The following is an 18,321-nucleotide window of genomic DNA, read 5'->3' as shown; positions in this document are numbered from 1 at the left end:
TGTTAGTTCTCTTTTTCTACATCAAAATAGCTGGTTAATATTTCATATACATTATCCACTGTAACCTGTGAAAATAAGCTATCATTAATTTTCAGCACAGGGCCTTCTTCACATTTACCTCCACATAAATCACCATGGAAAAACACTTCGCCTGTGAGTTGATGCTCTCTAAGGAATTCTTTGACCACTTCCAAAACTTCCTTATTACCTCTTGAGAAACAAGAACTTCCCAGGCAAATTATTATTTCATGCTTCGTTTCCATAATTATTATGACTTGAATTTCAAGTTTAAAATAACAAAAAGAAACCGACCAATGCCGGTTTCAATCCATTTAATATCGATTTCTTTCAGTATAATGTGTGTGCAACAGCTTATGGGATACACGTCCGAGTGGCTTTTTAAGAAACGCCTCATAGAGATACTGCACTTCAGGATTCTCATGCGATTTACGAATAGGCTTGTGTTTGTCCTCCTCATAAATAGCCTCACTTCGTTTTTGACGAATGGCTGGTGAAGTTGGAATAGGCTGCCCACCTCCTCCCAAGCATCCTCCGGGACAAGCCATAATTTCTATAAAATGGTATTCAGCTTTACCGTCTCTTACCGCCTCCATTACTTTTTTTGCATTTGATAAGCCATGTGCCACACATGTTTTGAGTTCTACACCTTCAAGAAAGTCCCATTCGGGCAATACATTTTCGATTTTAATATTCGCTTCTCTGATGCTCTCCATGCCTCGAACAGGCAGAATATCCAGATTATCGAAAGGCACTTCCCGCCCGGTAACCACCTCATAGGCTGTTCGAAGGGCCGCTTCCATCACCCCTCCTGTAGCTCCAAATATCACTGCTGCGCCACTTGATTCGCCCATTATACTATCGTACTCATCATCGGGTAAAGAAGCGAAATCAATTCCTGCCTGCTTAATCATCAACGCCAGCTCCCGTGTGGTCAACACAAAATCCACATCCTTATAACCGCTACTGCTCATTTCAGGTCTGTCGGCCTCGTACTTCTTGGCCGTACAAGGCATAATCGACACACTGACAATATTTTCAGGCTCAACCTTAATTTTGTTGGCGTAAAATGTTTTGGCTAAAGCTCCAAACATTTGCTGAGGAGATTTGGCTGTCGAAACATTTGCCAAATATTCCGGAAAAGCATGCTCAATAAACTTGACCCATCCCGGCGAACAAGACGTGGTCATTGGCAGTTTAACACTTTCATCTTTATCCTTGACTACACTTTTTAAGCGCTGCAAAAGCTCATTTCCCTCTTCAATAATGGTAAGGTCAGCTGTGAAATCGGTGTCCAAAACAGAGCTAAAGCCCAGGCGGCGCAAGGCCGTTACCATCTTTCCGGTTACAATTTCTCCGGCGGGCATCCCCAAGGCTTCACCCAAGGCTATTCTTACGGCTGGAGCCGTTTGCACCACCACGTGTTTATCTTCAGAGTTTAATGCAGTCCATACTTCATCAATGTATGTTTTTTCGGTTAGTGCTCCCGTTGGACAGCGGTTTACACACTGACCACAATTGGTGCACACCACTTCAAACATCGGCTTTTCGAAAAATGACGATATTTTCATGTATTCCCCTTTATGGGCAACGGTAAGCGCACCTATACTTTGCAGCTGATCGCAGGTTCTGACGCAACGCTGACAACGAATGCATTTACTGTCATCTTTAATAATTGATGGCGAAAAATTATCAATTGTAAAGCCTTTATGCACAACCAGGTCGATAAACCCATTTTCACCAACAATATACTCTGATGCTAACTCCTGTAATTCGCATTTCCCATTCTTATAGCAACGGGTGCACTCGGCTCTATGCTCACTCACCAAAAGCTCTACAATTTGTTTACGGGCACTTCGCACCTTCATGCTGTTGGTATGAATTTCCATTCCTTCAGCAACAGGCATTGCACAAGCCGGTAACAGGCGATCACTGCCAGTTTGTTCGACCACACAAACACGGCAGTTACCGGCTACACACAAATCTTCGTGATAACACAAAGTAGGAATTCGAATGTTCACTTTTTTAGCCGCTTCGAGTATTGTAGATCCGTTGGTAATGCTAACGGCAATATTGTCTATTTTGAGATTAATCTTATCTGACATAACAATGGCATAAAGGGTTAATAAATCATTTCTTCTCTGAAGTTCTCCACAATGGATGAAAATGAATTAGCGACCGATTGCCCTAATCCACACTTGGCTGTGACCCGCATAGCTTCGGCCAGGCCTAACAGTTTATCAAGGTATGAAGAGGGCTGCTCACCTTTTTTAACAGCTTGTATTCCCAACAGCAACTGCTGAGTACCAACCCGGCAAGGGGTGCATTGGCCACACGACTCTTCCACAAAGAAATCGAGGTAGTTATGCAGTACATTGTACATGGAGCGAGAAGAATTAAAAATCATCATTGAGCCGCCGGTTGGCAATGAAGTACCCCTTAGCTTGCCCTGATAGCCTATAATGGTTTTCTCAAACCTTTTACGTGGCACGCAAAAGCCTGAAGCACCTCCTACTTGAACTGCTTTGGAATCTCCATCACCGAAATCATCGACAAACTTTTGTAAAGACATGCCAAACTCCAGTTCATAAATACCGGGTATTGGCGTATCACCTGAAACAGAAAATACTTTTGATCCTCTGGAATCCTGTACGCCCAAATCTTTGAATTTATCCGGACCATATTTAAGAATAGAATAGGTATGCGCCAATGTCTCCACATTATTGATTACCGTTGGTCGGTTACGATACCCACAATCAGTTGGGAAAGGTGGCTTATTTCGAGGTTCTCCACGTTTACCTTCCATACTTTCAAACAGCGCACTCTCTTCGCCACAAATATAAGCCCCACTGCCCATGAAGATGCTAACCCGGAAATCTACAGCACAATCGGCAAGCAGTGTATGAAAATCATCAATCACAGCCATCAAGGGTTTCTTAAGGAAACTATACTCGCTTCGCAGGTAAATAAATCCCATTTTTGCACCAATGATGTGCCCACATACGGCCATGCCTGTTAATACTTTATGAGGCACGCTGGAAAGAATTTCGCGGTCCTTAAACGTTCCAGGCTCCCCTTCATCGGCGTTACAGATTACATACTTTTCATCCGCTTGTGCTTCGGCTGCCAGCTTCCACTTTAAACCAGTTGGAAAACCGGCACCTCCTCGCCCTTTTAGTCCTGAACTTATTAAATCATTAATCACCTCGTCGTTACTGCGGGCCAGTGTTTTTTTAAGTATCGCCTCTGTATCATGTTCATTCTTGAAAATGAGATCGAGCCTTTGTAAATTTTTTTTCATCTGAGTACGGTTATTATGTTCATATAAAACTACCAGATAAGCTCTTTTCAGGAGCCCATCAGCATGCTGAACTTATGTATCCGGTAATTTCACTCATCAGGTATTATTAAATGGCGTATCGCTTCATGCAACGAATAAACAGCACTATTACACCCCTTACTTATCGATTAATGAAGCGAAGACGAAACAACAGAAAATTAATTCGCACTTATGGCTTTCTTTCTGTAGCTCATGATAATATCGCGCACCTTTTCAGGTGTTAGGTCGGTATATGGGACATCGTTAATGAGCATGGCAGGCCCTTTATGGCACTGTCCCAAACAGTTCGTTTCAAGCAAAGTAAACTTGCCATCATGGCTTGTTTCGCCCAGCTTAATCTTAAGCACCCCTTCAAGCTCACTGATGATCTGATTTTTACCATGCATCATGCAGGTAATTGTTTTACAAACCCGGATAACATACTTCCCCAAAGGCTTAGTGTGCAGAAAAGAGTAGAATGTTGCTGTGCCATAAACTTGCGCTGCCGAAATGTTTAACTCTTTGGCAACTTCAACCATTGCATCTTCCGAGATGTGCTGTTCCTGGTAAACAATTCCTTGAAGAATAGGTAAAAGGCTTTCCATGGTGCGGCCATGTTGGTCAGCCAATCCTTTTACCAATTGCTTAACTTCAGTCATAATCTTTGATTTAAGGGTTTAAAATCTTGGTATAAAGAATTATATCTTTAAAAGTTAAGTTTTTTTAACAGCTAATTCCATGAGATTTTAAGCAATTACAGAAAATATTCATTATAAATAATGATTCTTAATAACTGGCAATCAACATATTATTTCCTATTTAAGTAAGCAGTATACCTTTATATACTTTTCGATAATTGCACCCCTTAACTTTTAATAATATGGGCTTTTTTTCGATCTTTGTACAAAATTGAATTATAGTGGATCAGAAAGAACTTCAGCAAATGATCCTGGAAGGTGAACATCAGACCCAGGATTTTAAATTTGCAATTACAGATACAAAAAAAATTGCTCGTTCAATCGCGGCATTTGCCAATACCGATGGTGGCCGACTATTAATCGGAGTTAAAGACAATGGTAAAATAGCCGGAGTTGAATCGGACGAAGAGTATTATATGATTGAATCGGCGGCTAAAAGGCACTGTCGCCCATCTGTCAGTTTTGAAACCCGTAAATGGGAGATTGAGGGAAAAACGGTTTTAGAAATTATAATAGAAAAAAGTGCTAAAAAACCCCACTCGGCACCTGACAAGGATGGGAAACCAACGTACTATGTTCGGGTGAAGGATCAGAATTTAGTCGCTAATCGGATATTGACTGAGGTTTGGAAACGCGAAAAGCAGCCAGGCGGTTCTTTACTGAAAATTAAATACGCCGAAAGTAAGCTACTCACCTATTTGGGAATACATGGCTATATAACGTTTTCAAAGTTTTGTGGCATGGCTAATATCAGCCCACGTAAAGCAGAGAAAATTCTGATCAACCTGATTCATATGAAGGTGATAGAAATGGATATTACAGAAGGCCAAATCTTTTACAAGATGAATAGTAAGCCTGAATATCCAGAACCTAATCAAGGCTTACCAGAAGACTGGTAAGCCTCAGTTTCGTTTAGGGCATCGTAAAAAATCTGCTGAATACGCGGCCTCACATTCATTTGGTAGATGAGTGGATTATTACGGGTGGGGTACACGCGGTTGGATAAAAAGATATAAACTAATTCATAGTCAGGATCGATCCAAACAAATGTACCTGTAAATCCGCTATGCCCATAACTGGAAGCACTAACACCCGGGGCCGGATAACTAGCTGCAATAGAAAGGGTATCATTACCAAATAATGGCTTATCAAAGCCAGCACCTCTCCTGTTGTCATTGTCAGGAAACTGCACTTTGGTAAACTCATTCACCACATCTTCGGAAAGGTATTGCCGGCCAGCATAACTGCCTTTCTGAAGGTATAACTGCATTAACTTCATCAGGTCACCAGCACTGCCAAACAAACCTGCATTGCCCGAAACCCCTCCCATCACAGCCGCCGCTTCATCATGCACCAGTCCTTTTATCTGCTGCTTTCTGAAATGCCCATCGTACTCGGTTGGTACAATACGAGCTTCATCTATTTTACCTAATGGATTGTAGCACAATGAGGATGCCCCCAAGGGCTTAAAAAAATGCGCATAAAGCAGTGACTCGTAGTCTAGGCCATATAAGTTGGCTAATAATTCAGGGTAGATCATGTAGGATAATCCACTGTATTTGTACTTGGCTTCGGGTAACAATGGTGATTTCCGAATGGTCTTATAAATTTCCTTTTTAAAGGCGTTTGACAGAAATAGATGGCGATCGATAGGCAATGTATATTTATCCGTTTTGTTAATGGAGAAATAGCGCTTATCGTACTTTCCATCGTCCATCAGCTTTTGATAATAGTTAATGTAAGGAGTTAGACGTGCCTGATGTGCCAGCACCTCCCGCAAGGACATCCCTTCTTTATTGGAGCGGTGAAACAAACGCTTGTTCCAATCAGGCCAATAGTGATAAAAGGGAGCATCCAGCTGCATCAATCCCTCACCGCACGCTTTCATAATTAACGGCAAGGGACCTGTTATTTTAGTGACTGAAGCTAAATCGTATACATCATGTTCGTCCACCATTATTCGGTTATTATAAGTATGAAAGCCATAAGATTCGTTAAAAATTACCGTTCCTCTGACAGCAACTATAACCCGACACCCCGGGAATGCACCGGCTGCAATTGCACCATTCACAACCGAATCGACCCGCTCTTTAATGAGCCCTTGGTTAAGGCCCATAAGTGCGGGAGGTAAATACTTCATCCGCTGTTGCGTATTGTCTAAGTCAATTGCTATACGCCCACCTTCCTCAATTGTCAGGGCATTAAATACAACCTGTACCGCCAAATTACGGCTCAACGAAGTGTTGGATGAGCAGACAAGCACATTATCGAACGGCTGCAACAAGGGATCATCTATACATAAAGAGTCACCAAAAAATAATAAAGTCAGCTTTAAATTCCTTGGACCAATATCCGTTGGAAGCATTTCTAAGTGTTCATTTGCAGCAATAATTAGGTGCTCAACTGAGTCGACATCTATTTGCTTTGAGATTGAACCGATAGCTGATTCATAAACAGGCACAGTCATATAGCGCAACACCAATGACTGCCATTCATCCGCTTTGTTAGGTACGTAAAAGCCAATCTTCTCACTCAGTAAGTCCGCAACCGGAAAGTTATCGTCGGAATGCTTTACTAACTTAAAGCTTGCTAATGACTCGTAAAGCGCTTCAAGCTCTCCCAAGGAATCCGTTTTTTGCGTCTGTGCTTCTCCAAACTGTGCAATGCCTACAATAAGCATTAGGCACGCAATCGCTGCATTCAACTTCATGATTAAGGATATAGTAAATAGTTATTTCTGAGTTGAGAATAGGCCGCCAACTCGCTTTGCCAGCTATCCCTTATTTGCTCTTCGGTCCAGCCTTTCTCAATTTTTTCAATCAGGGTATCGTTACCTGCCAACAAATTAAACCATCTCCGCCGGCTGATAAAGTCTTCAGAACGGCCCATATTATTATAAAAGTCAATCACGTATTTCAGCGAAAAAGTATGCGTAAGGGCCTCCTGTCGCAAGTCAACACCATAGCACAGCTTATCTTGCTGAGGCGGTTGCTTCGACATTCCCTCGATGGCTACAGGCGTAAAGGTGAAGTCCCCCAAGGTCGAATCGGGATAACCAATCACCTGAAAAGGCATATAAGTTCCACGGCCGATGCTCACTTCGGTAGCTTCAAAAAAGCACAAAGAAGGATACAGCCTAACAGATAAATCATTTGGCAGATTGGGCGATGGCTTTACTGGCAACGAATAAGCCATACTGTGCTCATAGTTATCCATTTTTATAACAGACAAATCACAGCGCAATGAATCATTCAACCAACCTTCTTTATTAATCATCAAAGCCAGTTCCCCAACTGTAAGTCCGTGAACAACAGGAATGGGATGCATGCCCACAAAAGAAGTGAAGCCTTTCTGTAAAACGGGTCCGTCGAAGTAGTCGCCATTTGGATTAGGACGATCCAGCACCAGCATTTTTACATTATTTTCGGCACAAGCCTCCATCATGTAGTGCATGGAAGAAATATAGGTATAAAACCTTACCCCGACATCCTGAATATCGAAGATCACCACATCCAAACCCCTCAAATCATCACTTGTTGGCTTTTTATGTTTACCATACAGTGAAGTAATTGGCAAACCTGTTTTTGCATCTACATTATTATCTATGAGCTCACCGGCATCGGCCTTCCCTCTAAAACCATGCTCGGGAGCAAAAATTGTTTTAACAGCAATCCCTCTGGCCAGCAAAGTATCAACCAAGTGAGTGCTTTCAACCATTGATGTATGGTTAACCAACAATCCAACCTGTTTATCGGCAAGCAAAGGCAGGTATTCTTCAAATTTTTGACACCCTAATTGCAAAACCGACGCATTTGCCACTGTCTTGGGCCTGCATGAAAGGATTGAACAACTTATGAAGACTAGAAAAATAATAAGATTTAGACGCATGATTTTTTTTGTAAAAATAAAAAAACGAAGCAGTACCTACTTCGTTTTTTAAGCTTATTTGTTCGAATAGTTTAAGCTTGACCGGCCGGACCAAAATTCATTGGCATTACAGGTCCCTGTCCATTATTGTCGGTATTCTTAATTGGTCCGTGCAATGACTCATAACGGGCAATATTTTCTTTGAGGGCATTCATTAAGCGCTTCGCGTGCTCTGGTGTCACTATCACACGTGACTTTACCTGTGCTTTTGGTACACCTGGCATAATGCGCACAAAATCGATGACAAATTCGGCCGGTGAATGAGTAATAATAGCCAGGTTAGAATAAGTTCCTTGCGAGACTTCTTCATTTAACTCGATATTCAGCTGATTCGGGTTTTTCTTTTCTTCCATAATACATCTATTTTCTAAAAAAGGGGAAGTCACAACTGTGCTTCCCCTCTTCCTCTTATCTCATTAAATTTGCTTACTCAACTTCCTCACTGGCAGCTTTCTTACTTACGAGGCTGTCGTATTCTTCTTTCGAACCTACAACCACCTTGTTAAAGGTGCGCACACCAGTACCTGCAGGAATTAAGTGACCACAAATCACATTTTCCTTTAAGCCGTCCAGCTGATCAACCTTACCTTGAATAGCTGCTTCATTAAGCACCTTGGTGGTTTCCTGGAAGGACGCGGCAGACATAAAGCTTTGTGTTTGAAGGGCCGCTCTCGTAATACCTTGCAACACCTGACTCGATGTGGCAGGAATCGCTTCGCGAGCAGTTACCAACTTAAGGTCGCGACGTTTTAATTGTGAATTTTCATCACGTAAACGACGGGCAGTAATGATCATACCAGGCTTCAACGTTTGTGAATCACCGGCATCCTCAACTACTTTCTTACCCCAGATATTGTCGTTTTCTTCCATGAAATCAACCTTATCTACAACCTGTTTTTCCAGGAACTTAGTATCACCCGGATCCGCGATATCTACTTTACGCATCATCTGACGTACGATGATTTCGAAGTGCTTATCGTTGATTTTCACACCCTGTAAACGGTATACATCCTGTACCTCATTTACAATGTATTCCTGAACAGCTGTTGGCCCTTTGATACTTAAGATATCATTTGGCGTAGTAGCACCATCAGAAAGAGGTGTTCCGGCACGAACATAGTCGTTCTCCTGAACCAGAATCTGTTTCGAAAGTGAAACCAGATACTTTTTAACATCACCAGCTTTAGTGGTTACGATGATTTCACGGTTACCACGCTTAATCTTACCAAAAGTTACCTCACCATCTACCTCAGAAACCACAGCCGGGTTACTTGGGTTACGGGCTTCGAATAACTCGGTTACACGTGGCAGACCACCGGTGATATCACCCGCTTTACCAACTGCACGAGGAATCTTAGCTAAAATTTGTCCTTGCTCTACAGCCTCTCCTTCATCAACCGCCATGTGGGCGCCTACAGGTAAGTTGTAGTTCTTCAGGATTTCACCGTCGCTGCTTACCAGACGTAAGCCAGGATTCTTCGTTTTATCCCTTGTTTCAGTAATTACTTTCTCACGGAAACCAGTTTGCTCATCCGACTCTTCTTTAAAGGTAATACCATCAATCATGTTATCGAAGGCCACTTTACCTTTCTTTTCAGAAATAATCAGAGCGTTATATGGATCCCATTCACAAATCACATCATCCTTCTTAATCTCTGCGCCATTTTTAATAAATAGTTTGGCACCATAAGGAATCGGGTGAGTTGTTAACGAAATATTTGTATTCTTATCGACGATACGTAATTCTGCCAAACGACCGATTACCACATCAACATCTTCTCCTTCATCAGTTTTGGATGGTACAGTTCTCAATTCATCAATTTCGACAATACCATCGTACTTAGCCAGAATCTTATTTTCAGAAGTGATGTTACCTGCTGTACCCCCTACGTGGAAAGTACGCAGTGTTAACTGTGTTCCCGGCTCACCAATTGACTGAGCGGCAATTACACCAACAGACTCACCTAACTGAACCATACGGCCAGTAGCCAGGTTACGTCCATAACACTTGGCACATACTCCTTTTTTCGACTCACAAGTTAATACCGAACGGATCTCAACGCGTTCGATTGGTGATTCATTAACTATCTTAGCTTCACGCTCACCAAACTCCTGGCCCGACTTAATAATTAAGTCACCAGTATTTGGGTGATAAATGTCGTGTACAGAAACACGTCCAAGAATACGCTCGTATAATGAAGCAACGATTTCTTCGTTATTCTTGATATCGGTAGCAGTCAGACCACGTAATGTACCACAATCCTCCTCAAGGATAACCACATCTTGGGATACATCCACCAAACGACGAGTCAGATATCCCGCATCGGCAGTTTTAAGAGCCGTATCCGCAAGACCTTTACGAGCACCGTGAGTAGAGATAAAGTACTCCAATACTGACAGACCTTCTTTAAAGTTCGAAAGAATCGGGTTCTCAATAATCTGTCCACCTTCAGCACCCGCCTTTTGTGGCTTGGCCATCAGACCCCTCATACCTGATAACTGGCGAATCTGCTCTTTAGAACCCCTCGCTCCTGAATCAAGCATCATATAAACAGAGTTGAAGCCCTGGTTATCGGTACTGATCTGATTCATCAAAGTCTGTGTCAGACGCGCGTTAACATGCGTCCAGATATCGATAATCTGGTTGTAACGTTCGTTGTTGGTAATGAAACCCATGTTATAGTTATTCATTACTTCTGCCGCTTCGTCGTAACCTTCCTGAACAAGAATTTCTTTTTCAGCAGGGATAATAACGTCACCCAGGTTGAATGACAGACCACCTTCGAATGCCATTCGGTATCCAAGGTTTTTAATGTCATCAAGGAAGGCAGCAGTACGTGGAGTTCCACACACCTTATGAACGTCACCAATAATATCACGCAAGGCTTTTTTCGTTAATACCGTGTTGATAAAACCTGCTTCATTTGGAACAAACTCATTGAAAAGAATTCGTCCAACAGTGGTTTCAATCATTTTGGTAACGATTTCGCCTGTGTCGTCTGTATCTAATGTTTTAACCTTAACAATGGCATGTAAGTCAACACGCTTCTCGTTAAAAGCAATCTTAGTTTCTTCTGGTGAATAGAATACTAATCCTTCACCTTTAGCACCCTCACGTGGTTTGGTCATGTAGTACAGACCCAAAACCATATCCTGCGATGGTACGGTAATAGGTGCACCGTTGGCAGGGTTCAGGATGTTCTGAGAAGCCAACATTAACATTTGTGCTTCCAAAATTGCCGCGTTACCTAAAGGCAAGTGAACTGCCATCTGGTCACCATCAAAGTCGGCATTAAATGCCGCACAAGCCAGTGGGTGTAACTGAATCGCTTTACCTTCGATCAGTTTAGGCTGGAAAGCCTGAATACCCAAACGGTGAAGTGTAGGAGCACGGTTTAATAGTACAGGGTGTCCTTTCAATACATTCTCGAGGATATCCCAGACTACCGGATCCTTACGGTCCACAATTTTCTTAGCCGATTTAACCGTCTTCACCACCCCACGCTCAATAAGCTTGCGAATGATGAACGGCTTATATAGTTCAGCCGCCATATCTTTTGGCAGACCGCACTCATGCATATTTAATTCAGGACCCACAACAATTACCGAACGTGCTGAGTAGTCAACACGCTTACCAAGTAAGTTCTGACGGAAACGTCCCTGCTTACCCTTTAAGCTATCACTTAAAGACTTAAGCGGACGGTTAGAATCCGTTTTAACAGCATTTGATTTACGTGAGTTATCAAACAGCGAATCAACAGATTCCTGAAGCATACGCTTTTCATTACGCAGGATAACTTCAGGAGCTTTGATTTCGATTAGACGCTTCAAACGGTTATTACGGATAATAACACGGCGATATAAATCGTTCAAATCTGAAGTTGCAAAACGACCACCATCAAGCGGTACAAGCGGACGCAATTCAGGTGGAATTACAGGCACCACTTTAACCACCATCCACTCCGGACGGTTAATACCTTGTGAATCACGGAATGACTCAACCACGTTTAAGCGCTTAAGAGCTTCGTTTTTACGCTGCTGAGAAGTTTCTGTATTGGCCTTATGACGTAAATCGTATGATAAAGAATCCAAATCAATACGGCTCAATAGCATATGAAGTGCATCAGCACCCATTTTTGCAATGAACTTATTTGGATCATCATCATCCAGATGTTGGTTTTCCTTTGGCAGGGTTTCCAGAATATCCAGATACTCTTCTTCCGTAAGGAAATCCATCTTATTAATACCATCTTCAGCTTTGATACCTGCATTAATTACGACATAACGCTCGTAATAAATAATGGTATCGAGCTTTTTGGTTGGTAAACCAAGCAGGTAACCAATTTTGTTTGGCAACGATTTAAAGTACCAGATGTGGGCTACAGGTACCACCAATGAAATATGGCCCATGCGCTCACGACGTACTTTCTTTTCTGTTACCTCCACACCACATCGGTCACACACAATACCACGGTAACGAATACGTTTATATTTACCACAATGACATTCATAATCCTTAACGGGACCAAAAATTCTTTCACAGAAAAGGCCATCACGTTCAGGCTTGTATGTACGGTAGTTAATTGTTTCAGGCTTCAATACTTCACCACTTGACATCTCCAGAATTTCTTCAGGAGAAGCTAGTCCAATAGTGATTTTATTGAAGTTACTCTTTTGTTTCTGATCTCTTCTAAATGCCATATAGCGTAGAGTATTATTGTAAATTATATAATATGGTTATCAAGAGAGCAGCACAAGGCTACTCTCTTCGATCAGACTATTATTCAAGGTTCACACTTAGTCCAAGACCTCTCATCTCATGAAGCAATACATTCAATGATTCCGGAATACCAGGTTGTGGCATTCCATCTCCTTTAACAATCGCTTCGTAAGCTTTAGCTCGACCAATTACATCATCCGACTTAACGGTTAAGATTTCCTGCAGGATATTGGCAGCACCAAAGGCCTCCAATGCCCATACCTCCATCTCTCCGAAACGCTGACCACCAAACTGTGCTTTACCACCTAATGGCTGCTGCGTAATTAATGAGTAAGGTCCAATTGAACGGGCGTGCATCTTATCCTCTACCATGTGGCCCAGTTTCAGCATGTAGATTACCCCTACGGTAGCAGGCTGGTGGAAACGTTCTCCAGTACCGCCATCATAAAGATAAGTACGGCCATATCTTGGTACGCCAGCATCATCGGTCCACTTGTTCAGGTCATCCATTTTGGCACCGTCGAAAATAGGTGTGGCAAATTTCACGCCTAACTTCAATCCGGCCCAACCCAGCACAGTCTCATAGATCTGTCCAAGGTTCATCCTCGATGGTACACCCAGTGGGTTCAACACAATGTCAACAGGTGTGCCGTCCTCAAGGAATGGCATGTCTTCCTGGCGAACAATTCGTGATACAATACCCTTGTTACCGTGACGTCCAGCCATCTTATCACCAACAGTAATTTTACGCTTTTTGGCAATATAAACTTTAGCAAGCTGCACGATACCAGCTGGAAGTTCATCACCAATCGTCACATTGTACTTTTGGCGCTTTTCACGAGCTTCCAACTCTTTATATTTCATCCTGTAGTTATGAATCACCTTGGCGATAAGTTCATTCTTATCATTATCGGTGGTCCACTTGTTCGGATTTACATTGATATAGTCAATATCATTCAGAATTTTCTGAGTAAACTTCGTCCCTTTGGATACCACATCCACATCGTAATAATCTTTTACGCCTTGTGATGTTTTTCCATTAACCTGGGTGAAAAGTTTGTCTACCAGACGGCCCTTCAACTCTTCTGTTGCTCTAACAAAATCTTCGTCAATCTTGGCAATCTGACTTTTTTCTGAAGTTCTTGACTTACGATCTTTAACTATGCGAGAGAATAGTTTCTTATCGATTACCACACCTTTTAGTGATGGAGATGCTTTCAATGAGGCATCTTTTACATCCCCTGCTTTTTCACCGAAAATGGCACGAAGCAGTTTTTCTTCAGGTGTTGGATCACTCTCTCCTTTTGGTGTAATTTTACCTATCAGAATATCACCCGGCTTCACGTGCGCACCAATACGAATCAGACCATTTTCGTCCAAATCCTTGGTGGCTTCTTCACTCACGTTAGGAATATCAGAGGTTAACTCTTCCAATCCACGTTTTGTGTCGCGTACTTCCAGTGAATATTCATCGATATGAACAGATGTAAAGACATCATCACGCACCACTTTCTCCGAAATCACGATCGCATCCTCAAAGTTGTAACCTTTCCAAGGCATAAATGCCACCTTCAGGTTACGACCTAGCCCCAGCTCACCTTTTTCTGTGGAGTATCCTTCTGTCATAATCATTCCTTCGTAAACGCGTTGTCCTTTGCTTACTAAAGGTTTGATGTCGATACAAGTATTCTGGTTCGTTTTCTGATACTTAACGATTGGATAACGTTTAGTTTCGCCTTCAAAACTTACGAAACGATCATCATCGGTAAGGTCATAACGAATAACGATTTCATCGGCATCCACATATTCAACCACACCATCGCCTTCGGCTACAATGTGCGTACGTGAATCCTGAATCAATCTACCTTCCAAACCGGTTCCGACAATTGGCGATTCAGGGCGCAACAACGGCACTGCCTGACGCATCATGTTAGAACCCATCAGAGCACGGTTGGCATCATCATGCTCTAAGAAAGGAATTAGCGATGCAGCCACAGACGCAATCTGGTTAGGGGCCACATCCATCATGTGAACCTCATTTGGTTCTACCACCGGGAAGTCACCTTCCTCACGAGCTTTCACACGATCATTCACAAACTTTCCTTGTTGATCCAAAGGAGCGTTTGCCTGTGCAATGATTTTCGATTCTTCCTCTTCTGCTGTAAGGTAAGAAACGCCTTCATTGGTTAAGTCAACCTGGCCGTCATCTACTTTACGGTAAGGTGTTTCAATAAAGCCAAGATCATTAATTTTTGCATAAACACAAAGGGAAGAAATCAAACCAATGTTTGGTCCTTCCGGTGTTTCAATCGGACAAAGACGTCCGTAGTGCGTATAGTGAACATCTCGCACCTCGAAACCAGCTCTCTCACGTGAAAGACCACCTGGTCCAAGGGCTGACATACGTCTCTTGTGAGTTATCTCAGCCAATGGGTTGGTTTGATCCATAAACTGAGACAGTGCATTTGTACCAAAGAAACTGTTAATAACAGAAGACAATGTTTTGCTATTAATCAGGTCGATTGGCGTAAACACCTCGTTGTCGCGCACATTCATTCGCTCACGAATGGTACGAGCCATACGAGCTAAACCAACCCCGAATTGATTGGCCATTTGTTCACCAACTGTTCTCACACGACGGTTACTTAAGTGGTCAATATCATCGACATCAGTTTTTGAATTGATCAACTGAATTAAGTGTTTAATGATGGCGATAATGTCATCACGAGTTAACACTTTTGTTTCCCAATCCGTACTCAGGTTCAGCTTCTTATTCAATCGGTAGCGTCCTACTTCTCCTAAATCATAACGTTTATCAGAGAAGAACAGCTTATCGATTACATCACGTGCTGTGGCCTCATCAGGTGGCTCAGCATTTCGTAATTGACGATAGATGTGAACAACCGCTTCTTTTTCGGAGTTACAAGGGTCCTTTTGAAGCGTATTGTAAATAATTGCAAAATCAGAAAGGTTTTGATTCTCTTTATGGAGTAGAATAGTTTTTGCTCCAGAGTCAATAATTTCGTCTACATGTTCTTCAGTAATGATGGTTTCACGATCTATGATCACCTCATTACGCTCTATCGATACTACTTCACCAGTATCTTCATCCACAAAGTCTTCAATCCAGCTCTTCAGAACACGGGCTGCTAACTTACGTCCAACAACTTTTTTAAGACTCGCTTTATTAACTTTGATTTCGTCAGCCAGGTCGAATATTTCAAGGATGTCTTTATCTCCTTCGTATCCGATGGCTCTTAACAGTGTAGTTACAGGAAGTTTTTTCTTCCGGTCGATGTAGGCATACATCACACTGTTGATATCGGTTGCAAACTCGATCCATGATCCTTTGAAAGGGATTATACGTGCAGAGTATAATTTGGTACCGTTGGCGTGCACGCTTTGGCCAAAGAAAACACCAGGCGAACGGTGCAACTGGCTAACAACCACACGCTCAGCTCCATTTATAATAAAGCTCCCCTTATCTGTCATATAAGGGATGGTTCCCAAGTAAACATCTTGTACTACCGTATCGAAGTCTTCGTGTTCAGGGTCGGTACAGTACAATTTTAACTTGGCTTTAAGAGGTACACTGTAGGTTAAACCTCTTTCAATGCACTCAGGGATGGTGTAACGAGCAGGGTCAATCGAGAAATCAAGAAACTCGAGCACAAAGTTATTTCTTGTGTCGGTAATTGGAAAATTCTCGTTGAATACCTGATACAACCCCTCCTTTGTCCGCTCTTCAGGGGTAGTACCCATCTGAAAAAATTCGCGGAAAGATTTTAATTGAACCTCCAGTAAATCAGGATAATTTAACCTGTTCTGGATGGAAGCAAAACTAATCCTTTCTGTAGTATTTGGAGTCATCTATCAACTAATTTATTGAACCTAAAATATAAAAGCACAAAAAGGTTTAGGAGCCAGAGTACACTGATTCCTAAACCGGATATCCTTATATAGGACTAAAATTACTTAAGTTCAACTTCTGCTCCCGCTTCTTCTAATTGAGATTTTAATGCTTCAGCCTCTTCCTTAGTAATCTTCTCCTTCAATGGAGCTGGTGCTTTGTCAACTAATTCTTTAGCTTCTTTAAGACCAACGCCAGTCATTTCTTTTACTAATTTAACGATAGCTAATTTAGAACCACCAGCAGACTTTAAGATTACGTCAAACTCAGTTTGCTCAGCAGCAGCATCACCGTCACCACCAGCAGCAGGACCAGCAACAGCTACAGCAGCAGCAGCAGGTTCGATACCGTACTCTTCTTTTAATACTTCAGCAAGTTCGTTAACTTCTTTAACAGTTAAATTTACTAACTCTTCAGCAAGCTTCTTGATATCAGCCATTTTTCTATTTATTAAATATTGTTTGTACTTTTATTATTCTTTTTCTGCTAAGGTTTGCAATAAACCATGTATAGTTGATCCTCCAGATTGAAGCGCAGAAACAACATTCTTCATTGGAGATTGTAGTAATCCGATAACATCGCCAAGGAGTTCGTCCTTAGACTTAATGCTACATAGTGCTTCCAGTTGATCTGCTCCTACGTAGAATGATTCTTCTACATATGCCCCTTTTAGGGTAGGTTTCTCATTAGCTTTAGAGAATTCCTTAATCAACTTAGCTGGAACATTGCCCACGTTCGAAAACATGACTGCAGTTGTTCCGGTTAATGTAGTATATAGTTCATCGTACTCGCCTTCATGTTGCTCCAAAGCTTTCTTGAAGATGGTATTTTTTACCATCACCATTTTCACTTCTTTGTTGTAACACTCGCGACGTAGCTTACTACTTTTTTCTGCATTCAAACCTCCTGCCTCAGTCACATAAAAGTGGCTGTACTCACTCAGGCTTGTCAGCAATTCGTTGACTAATGTACTTTTATCTTCTTTTCTCATGATTCCTTTGTTCTTTAAAAGTTAAACATTAAGCATCAACCGACTTAGGTTCGATGCGAATACCAGGACTCATGGTACTAGAAAGACTAATACTCTTTACGTAAGTTCCTTTTGCAGCAGAAGGCTTAAGCTTCATAATTGTGCTTATAAATTCCTTTACGTTGTCAACAATCTTATCTTCAGTAAATGATACTTTACCGATTGAGGTATGAACGATACCATAGCGATCAACTTTAAAGTCAATCTTACCAGCTTTAACTTCGTTAACAGCTTTAGCGATGTCCATTGTTACGGTACCACTCTTAGGGTTTGGCATCAGGCCACGAGGACCTAAAATACGCCCTAAAGCACCTACTTTAGCCATCACGCTAGGCATTGTTATGATCACGTCTACATCAGTCCAACCGCCTTTGATTTTCTCAATGTATTCGTCTAATCCAACATAATCCGCACCTGCAGCTTTTGCTTCTTCTTCCTTGTCAGGAGTACACATTACAAGAACGCGTGTTTCCTTACCAGTTCCATGAGGCAAAGTTACAACCCCTCTAACCATTTGATTTGCTTTACGAGGGTCAACTCCTAAACGCACATCAACGTCAACAGAGGCATCAAATTTGGTAGTGGTGATTTCCTTTACCAATTTTGCTGCCTCCTCAAGGCCGTACTGCTTTGAGGTATCGAATTTTTCTAACGCTAACTTTTTATTTTTTGTTAGTTTTGTCATTTTCGCAAAAAGGT

The 18,321-nt window shown here is 41.9% G+C and carries 13 protein-coding genes; 1 reads left to right on the top strand and 12 read right to left on the bottom strand.

Going from position 1 to position 18,321, the window contains the following annotated elements:
* Positions 1-2 precede the first annotated feature (2 nt).
* From ACSX1H_RS04290 to nuoE, 4 genes are all read right to left on the bottom strand, one after another.
* The gene (locus ACSX1H_RS04290) at positions 3-263 is read right to left on the bottom strand and encodes an NAD(P)H-dependent oxidoreductase subunit E (protein ID WP_439182445.1); all 261 of its coding nucleotides are present in this window, start codon (positions 261-263) and stop codon (positions 3-5) included.
* 69 nt (positions 264-332) lie between these two features.
* Positions 333-2,123 (bottom strand): NADH-dependent [FeFe] hydrogenase, group A6, encoded by a 1,791-nt coding sequence (locus ACSX1H_RS04285; protein ID WP_439182444.1) that lies wholly within the window; start codon positions 2,121-2,123, stop codon positions 333-335.
* Positions 2,124-2,140: 17 nt separating this feature from the next.
* Positions 2,141-3,319: an NADH-ubiquinone oxidoreductase-F iron-sulfur binding region domain-containing protein gene (locus ACSX1H_RS04280; RefSeq protein WP_439182441.1), complete on the bottom strand. Its 1,179-nt coding sequence runs from the start codon at positions 3,317-3,319 to the stop codon at positions 2,141-2,143.
* Positions 3,320-3,516: 197 nt separating this feature from the next.
* Complete coding sequence (gene nuoE, locus ACSX1H_RS04275) at positions 3,517-3,996, bottom strand: NADH-quinone oxidoreductase subunit NuoE (protein WP_439182439.1); 480 nt, start codon at positions 3,994-3,996, stop codon at positions 3,517-3,519.
* 260 nt (positions 3,997-4,256) lie between these two features.
* Between nuoE and ACSX1H_RS04270 the strand changes: the two genes are divergently transcribed.
* Positions 4,257-4,934 (top strand): AlbA family DNA-binding domain-containing protein, encoded by a 678-nt coding sequence (locus tag ACSX1H_RS04270; protein ID WP_439182438.1) that lies wholly within the window; start codon positions 4,257-4,259, stop codon positions 4,932-4,934.
* Here the strand turns inward: ACSX1H_RS04270 and ACSX1H_RS04265 are convergent.
* The 8 genes from ACSX1H_RS04265 to rplA all read right to left on the bottom strand — a co-directional run bounded on the left by ACSX1H_RS04265 (position 4,910) and on the right by rplA (position 18,307).
* Positions 4,910-6,745 carry a serine hydrolase domain-containing protein gene (locus ACSX1H_RS04265; protein ID WP_439182437.1) on the bottom strand — a complete coding sequence of 612 codons (1,836 nt, stop codon included), beginning with the start codon at positions 6,743-6,745 and terminating at the stop codon, positions 4,910-4,912. The two genes, ACSX1H_RS04270 and ACSX1H_RS04265, sit on opposite strands and share 25 nt — an antisense overlap.
* A gap of 2 nt (positions 6,746-6,747) precedes the next feature.
* Complete coding sequence (locus tag ACSX1H_RS04260; protein ID WP_439182436.1) at positions 6,748-7,836, bottom strand: exo-beta-N-acetylmuramidase NamZ family protein; 1,089 nt, start codon at positions 7,834-7,836, stop codon at positions 6,748-6,750.
* Between the two features lie 158 nt (positions 7,837-7,994).
* Positions 7,995-8,315 (bottom strand): DUF3467 domain-containing protein, encoded by a 321-nt coding sequence (locus tag ACSX1H_RS04255; RefSeq protein WP_439182435.1) that lies wholly within the window; start codon positions 8,313-8,315, stop codon positions 7,995-7,997.
* A gap of 73 nt (positions 8,316-8,388) precedes the next feature.
* A complete protein-coding gene (rpoC, locus tag ACSX1H_RS04250) occupies positions 8,389-12,663 on the bottom strand; it encodes a DNA-directed RNA polymerase subunit beta' (protein WP_439182434.1) in 4,275 nt (1,424 codons plus the stop codon).
* A 79-nt stretch (positions 12,664-12,742) separates the two neighbouring features.
* Positions 12,743-16,552: a DNA-directed RNA polymerase subunit beta gene (gene rpoB, locus ACSX1H_RS04245; protein WP_439182433.1), complete on the bottom strand. Its 3,810-nt coding sequence runs from the start codon at positions 16,550-16,552 to the stop codon at positions 12,743-12,745.
* 101 nt (positions 16,553-16,653) lie between these two features.
* Positions 16,654-17,031 (bottom strand): 50S ribosomal protein L7/L12, encoded by a 378-nt coding sequence (rplL, locus tag ACSX1H_RS04240; protein ID WP_439182431.1) that lies wholly within the window; start codon positions 17,029-17,031, stop codon positions 16,654-16,656.
* A 33-nt stretch (positions 17,032-17,064) separates the two neighbouring features.
* Positions 17,065-17,583 (bottom strand): 50S ribosomal protein L10, encoded by a 519-nt coding sequence (gene rplJ, locus ACSX1H_RS04235; RefSeq protein ID WP_439182430.1) that lies wholly within the window; start codon positions 17,581-17,583, stop codon positions 17,065-17,067.
* 28 nt (positions 17,584-17,611) lie between these two features.
* Positions 17,612-18,307, bottom strand: coding sequence for a 50S ribosomal protein L1 (rplA, locus tag ACSX1H_RS04230; RefSeq protein WP_439182429.1), 696 nt, complete (start codon positions 18,305-18,307; stop codon positions 17,612-17,614).
* Positions 18,308-18,321 lie beyond the last annotated feature (14 nt).

Source organism: Carboxylicivirga taeanensis, assembly GCF_051851475.1.
Taxonomy (GTDB): domain Bacteria; phylum Bacteroidota; class Bacteroidia; order Bacteroidales; family Marinilabiliaceae; genus Carboxylicivirga; species Carboxylicivirga taeanensis.
Note: the sequence above shows the minus strand (reverse complement) of the source record. Positions and strands in the feature narration are given on the sequence as shown.

Coding starts and splice junctions, on each gene's coding strand:
- ACSX1H_RS04290 (WP_439182445.1), bottom strand. CDS start 263: ATGGAAACGAAGCATGAAATAATAATTTGCCTGGGAAGTTCTTGTTTC.
- ACSX1H_RS04285 (WP_439182444.1), bottom strand. CDS start 2,123: ATGTCAGATAAGATTAATCTCAAAATAGACAATATTGCCGTTAGCATT.
- ACSX1H_RS04280 (WP_439182441.1), bottom strand. CDS start 3,319: ATGAAAAAAAATTTACAAAGGCTCGATCTCATTTTCAAGAATGAACAT.
- nuoE (WP_439182439.1), bottom strand. CDS start 3,996: ATGACTGAAGTTAAGCAATTGGTAAAAGGATTGGCTGACCAACATGGC.
- ACSX1H_RS04265 (WP_439182437.1), bottom strand. CDS start 6,745: ATGAAGTTGAATGCAGCGATTGCGTGCCTAATGCTTATTGTAGGCATT.
- ACSX1H_RS04255 (WP_439182435.1), bottom strand. CDS start 8,315: ATGGAAGAAAAGAAAAACCCGAATCAGCTGAATATCGAGTTAAATGAA.
- rpoC (WP_439182434.1), bottom strand. CDS start 12,663: ATGGCATTTAGAAGAGATCAGAAACAAAAGAGTAACTTCAATAAAATC.
- rpoB (WP_439182433.1), bottom strand. CDS start 16,552: ATGACTCCAAATACTACAGAAAGGATTAGTTTTGCTTCCATCCAGAAC.
- rplL (WP_439182431.1), bottom strand. CDS start 17,031: ATGGCTGATATCAAGAAGCTTGCTGAAGAGTTAGTAAATTTAACTGTT.
- rplJ (WP_439182430.1), bottom strand. CDS start 17,583: ATGAGAAAAGAAGATAAAAGTACATTAGTCAACGAATTGCTGACAAGC.
- rplA (WP_439182429.1), bottom strand. CDS start 18,307: ATGACAAAACTAACAAAAAATAAAAAGTTAGCGTTAGAAAAATTCGAT.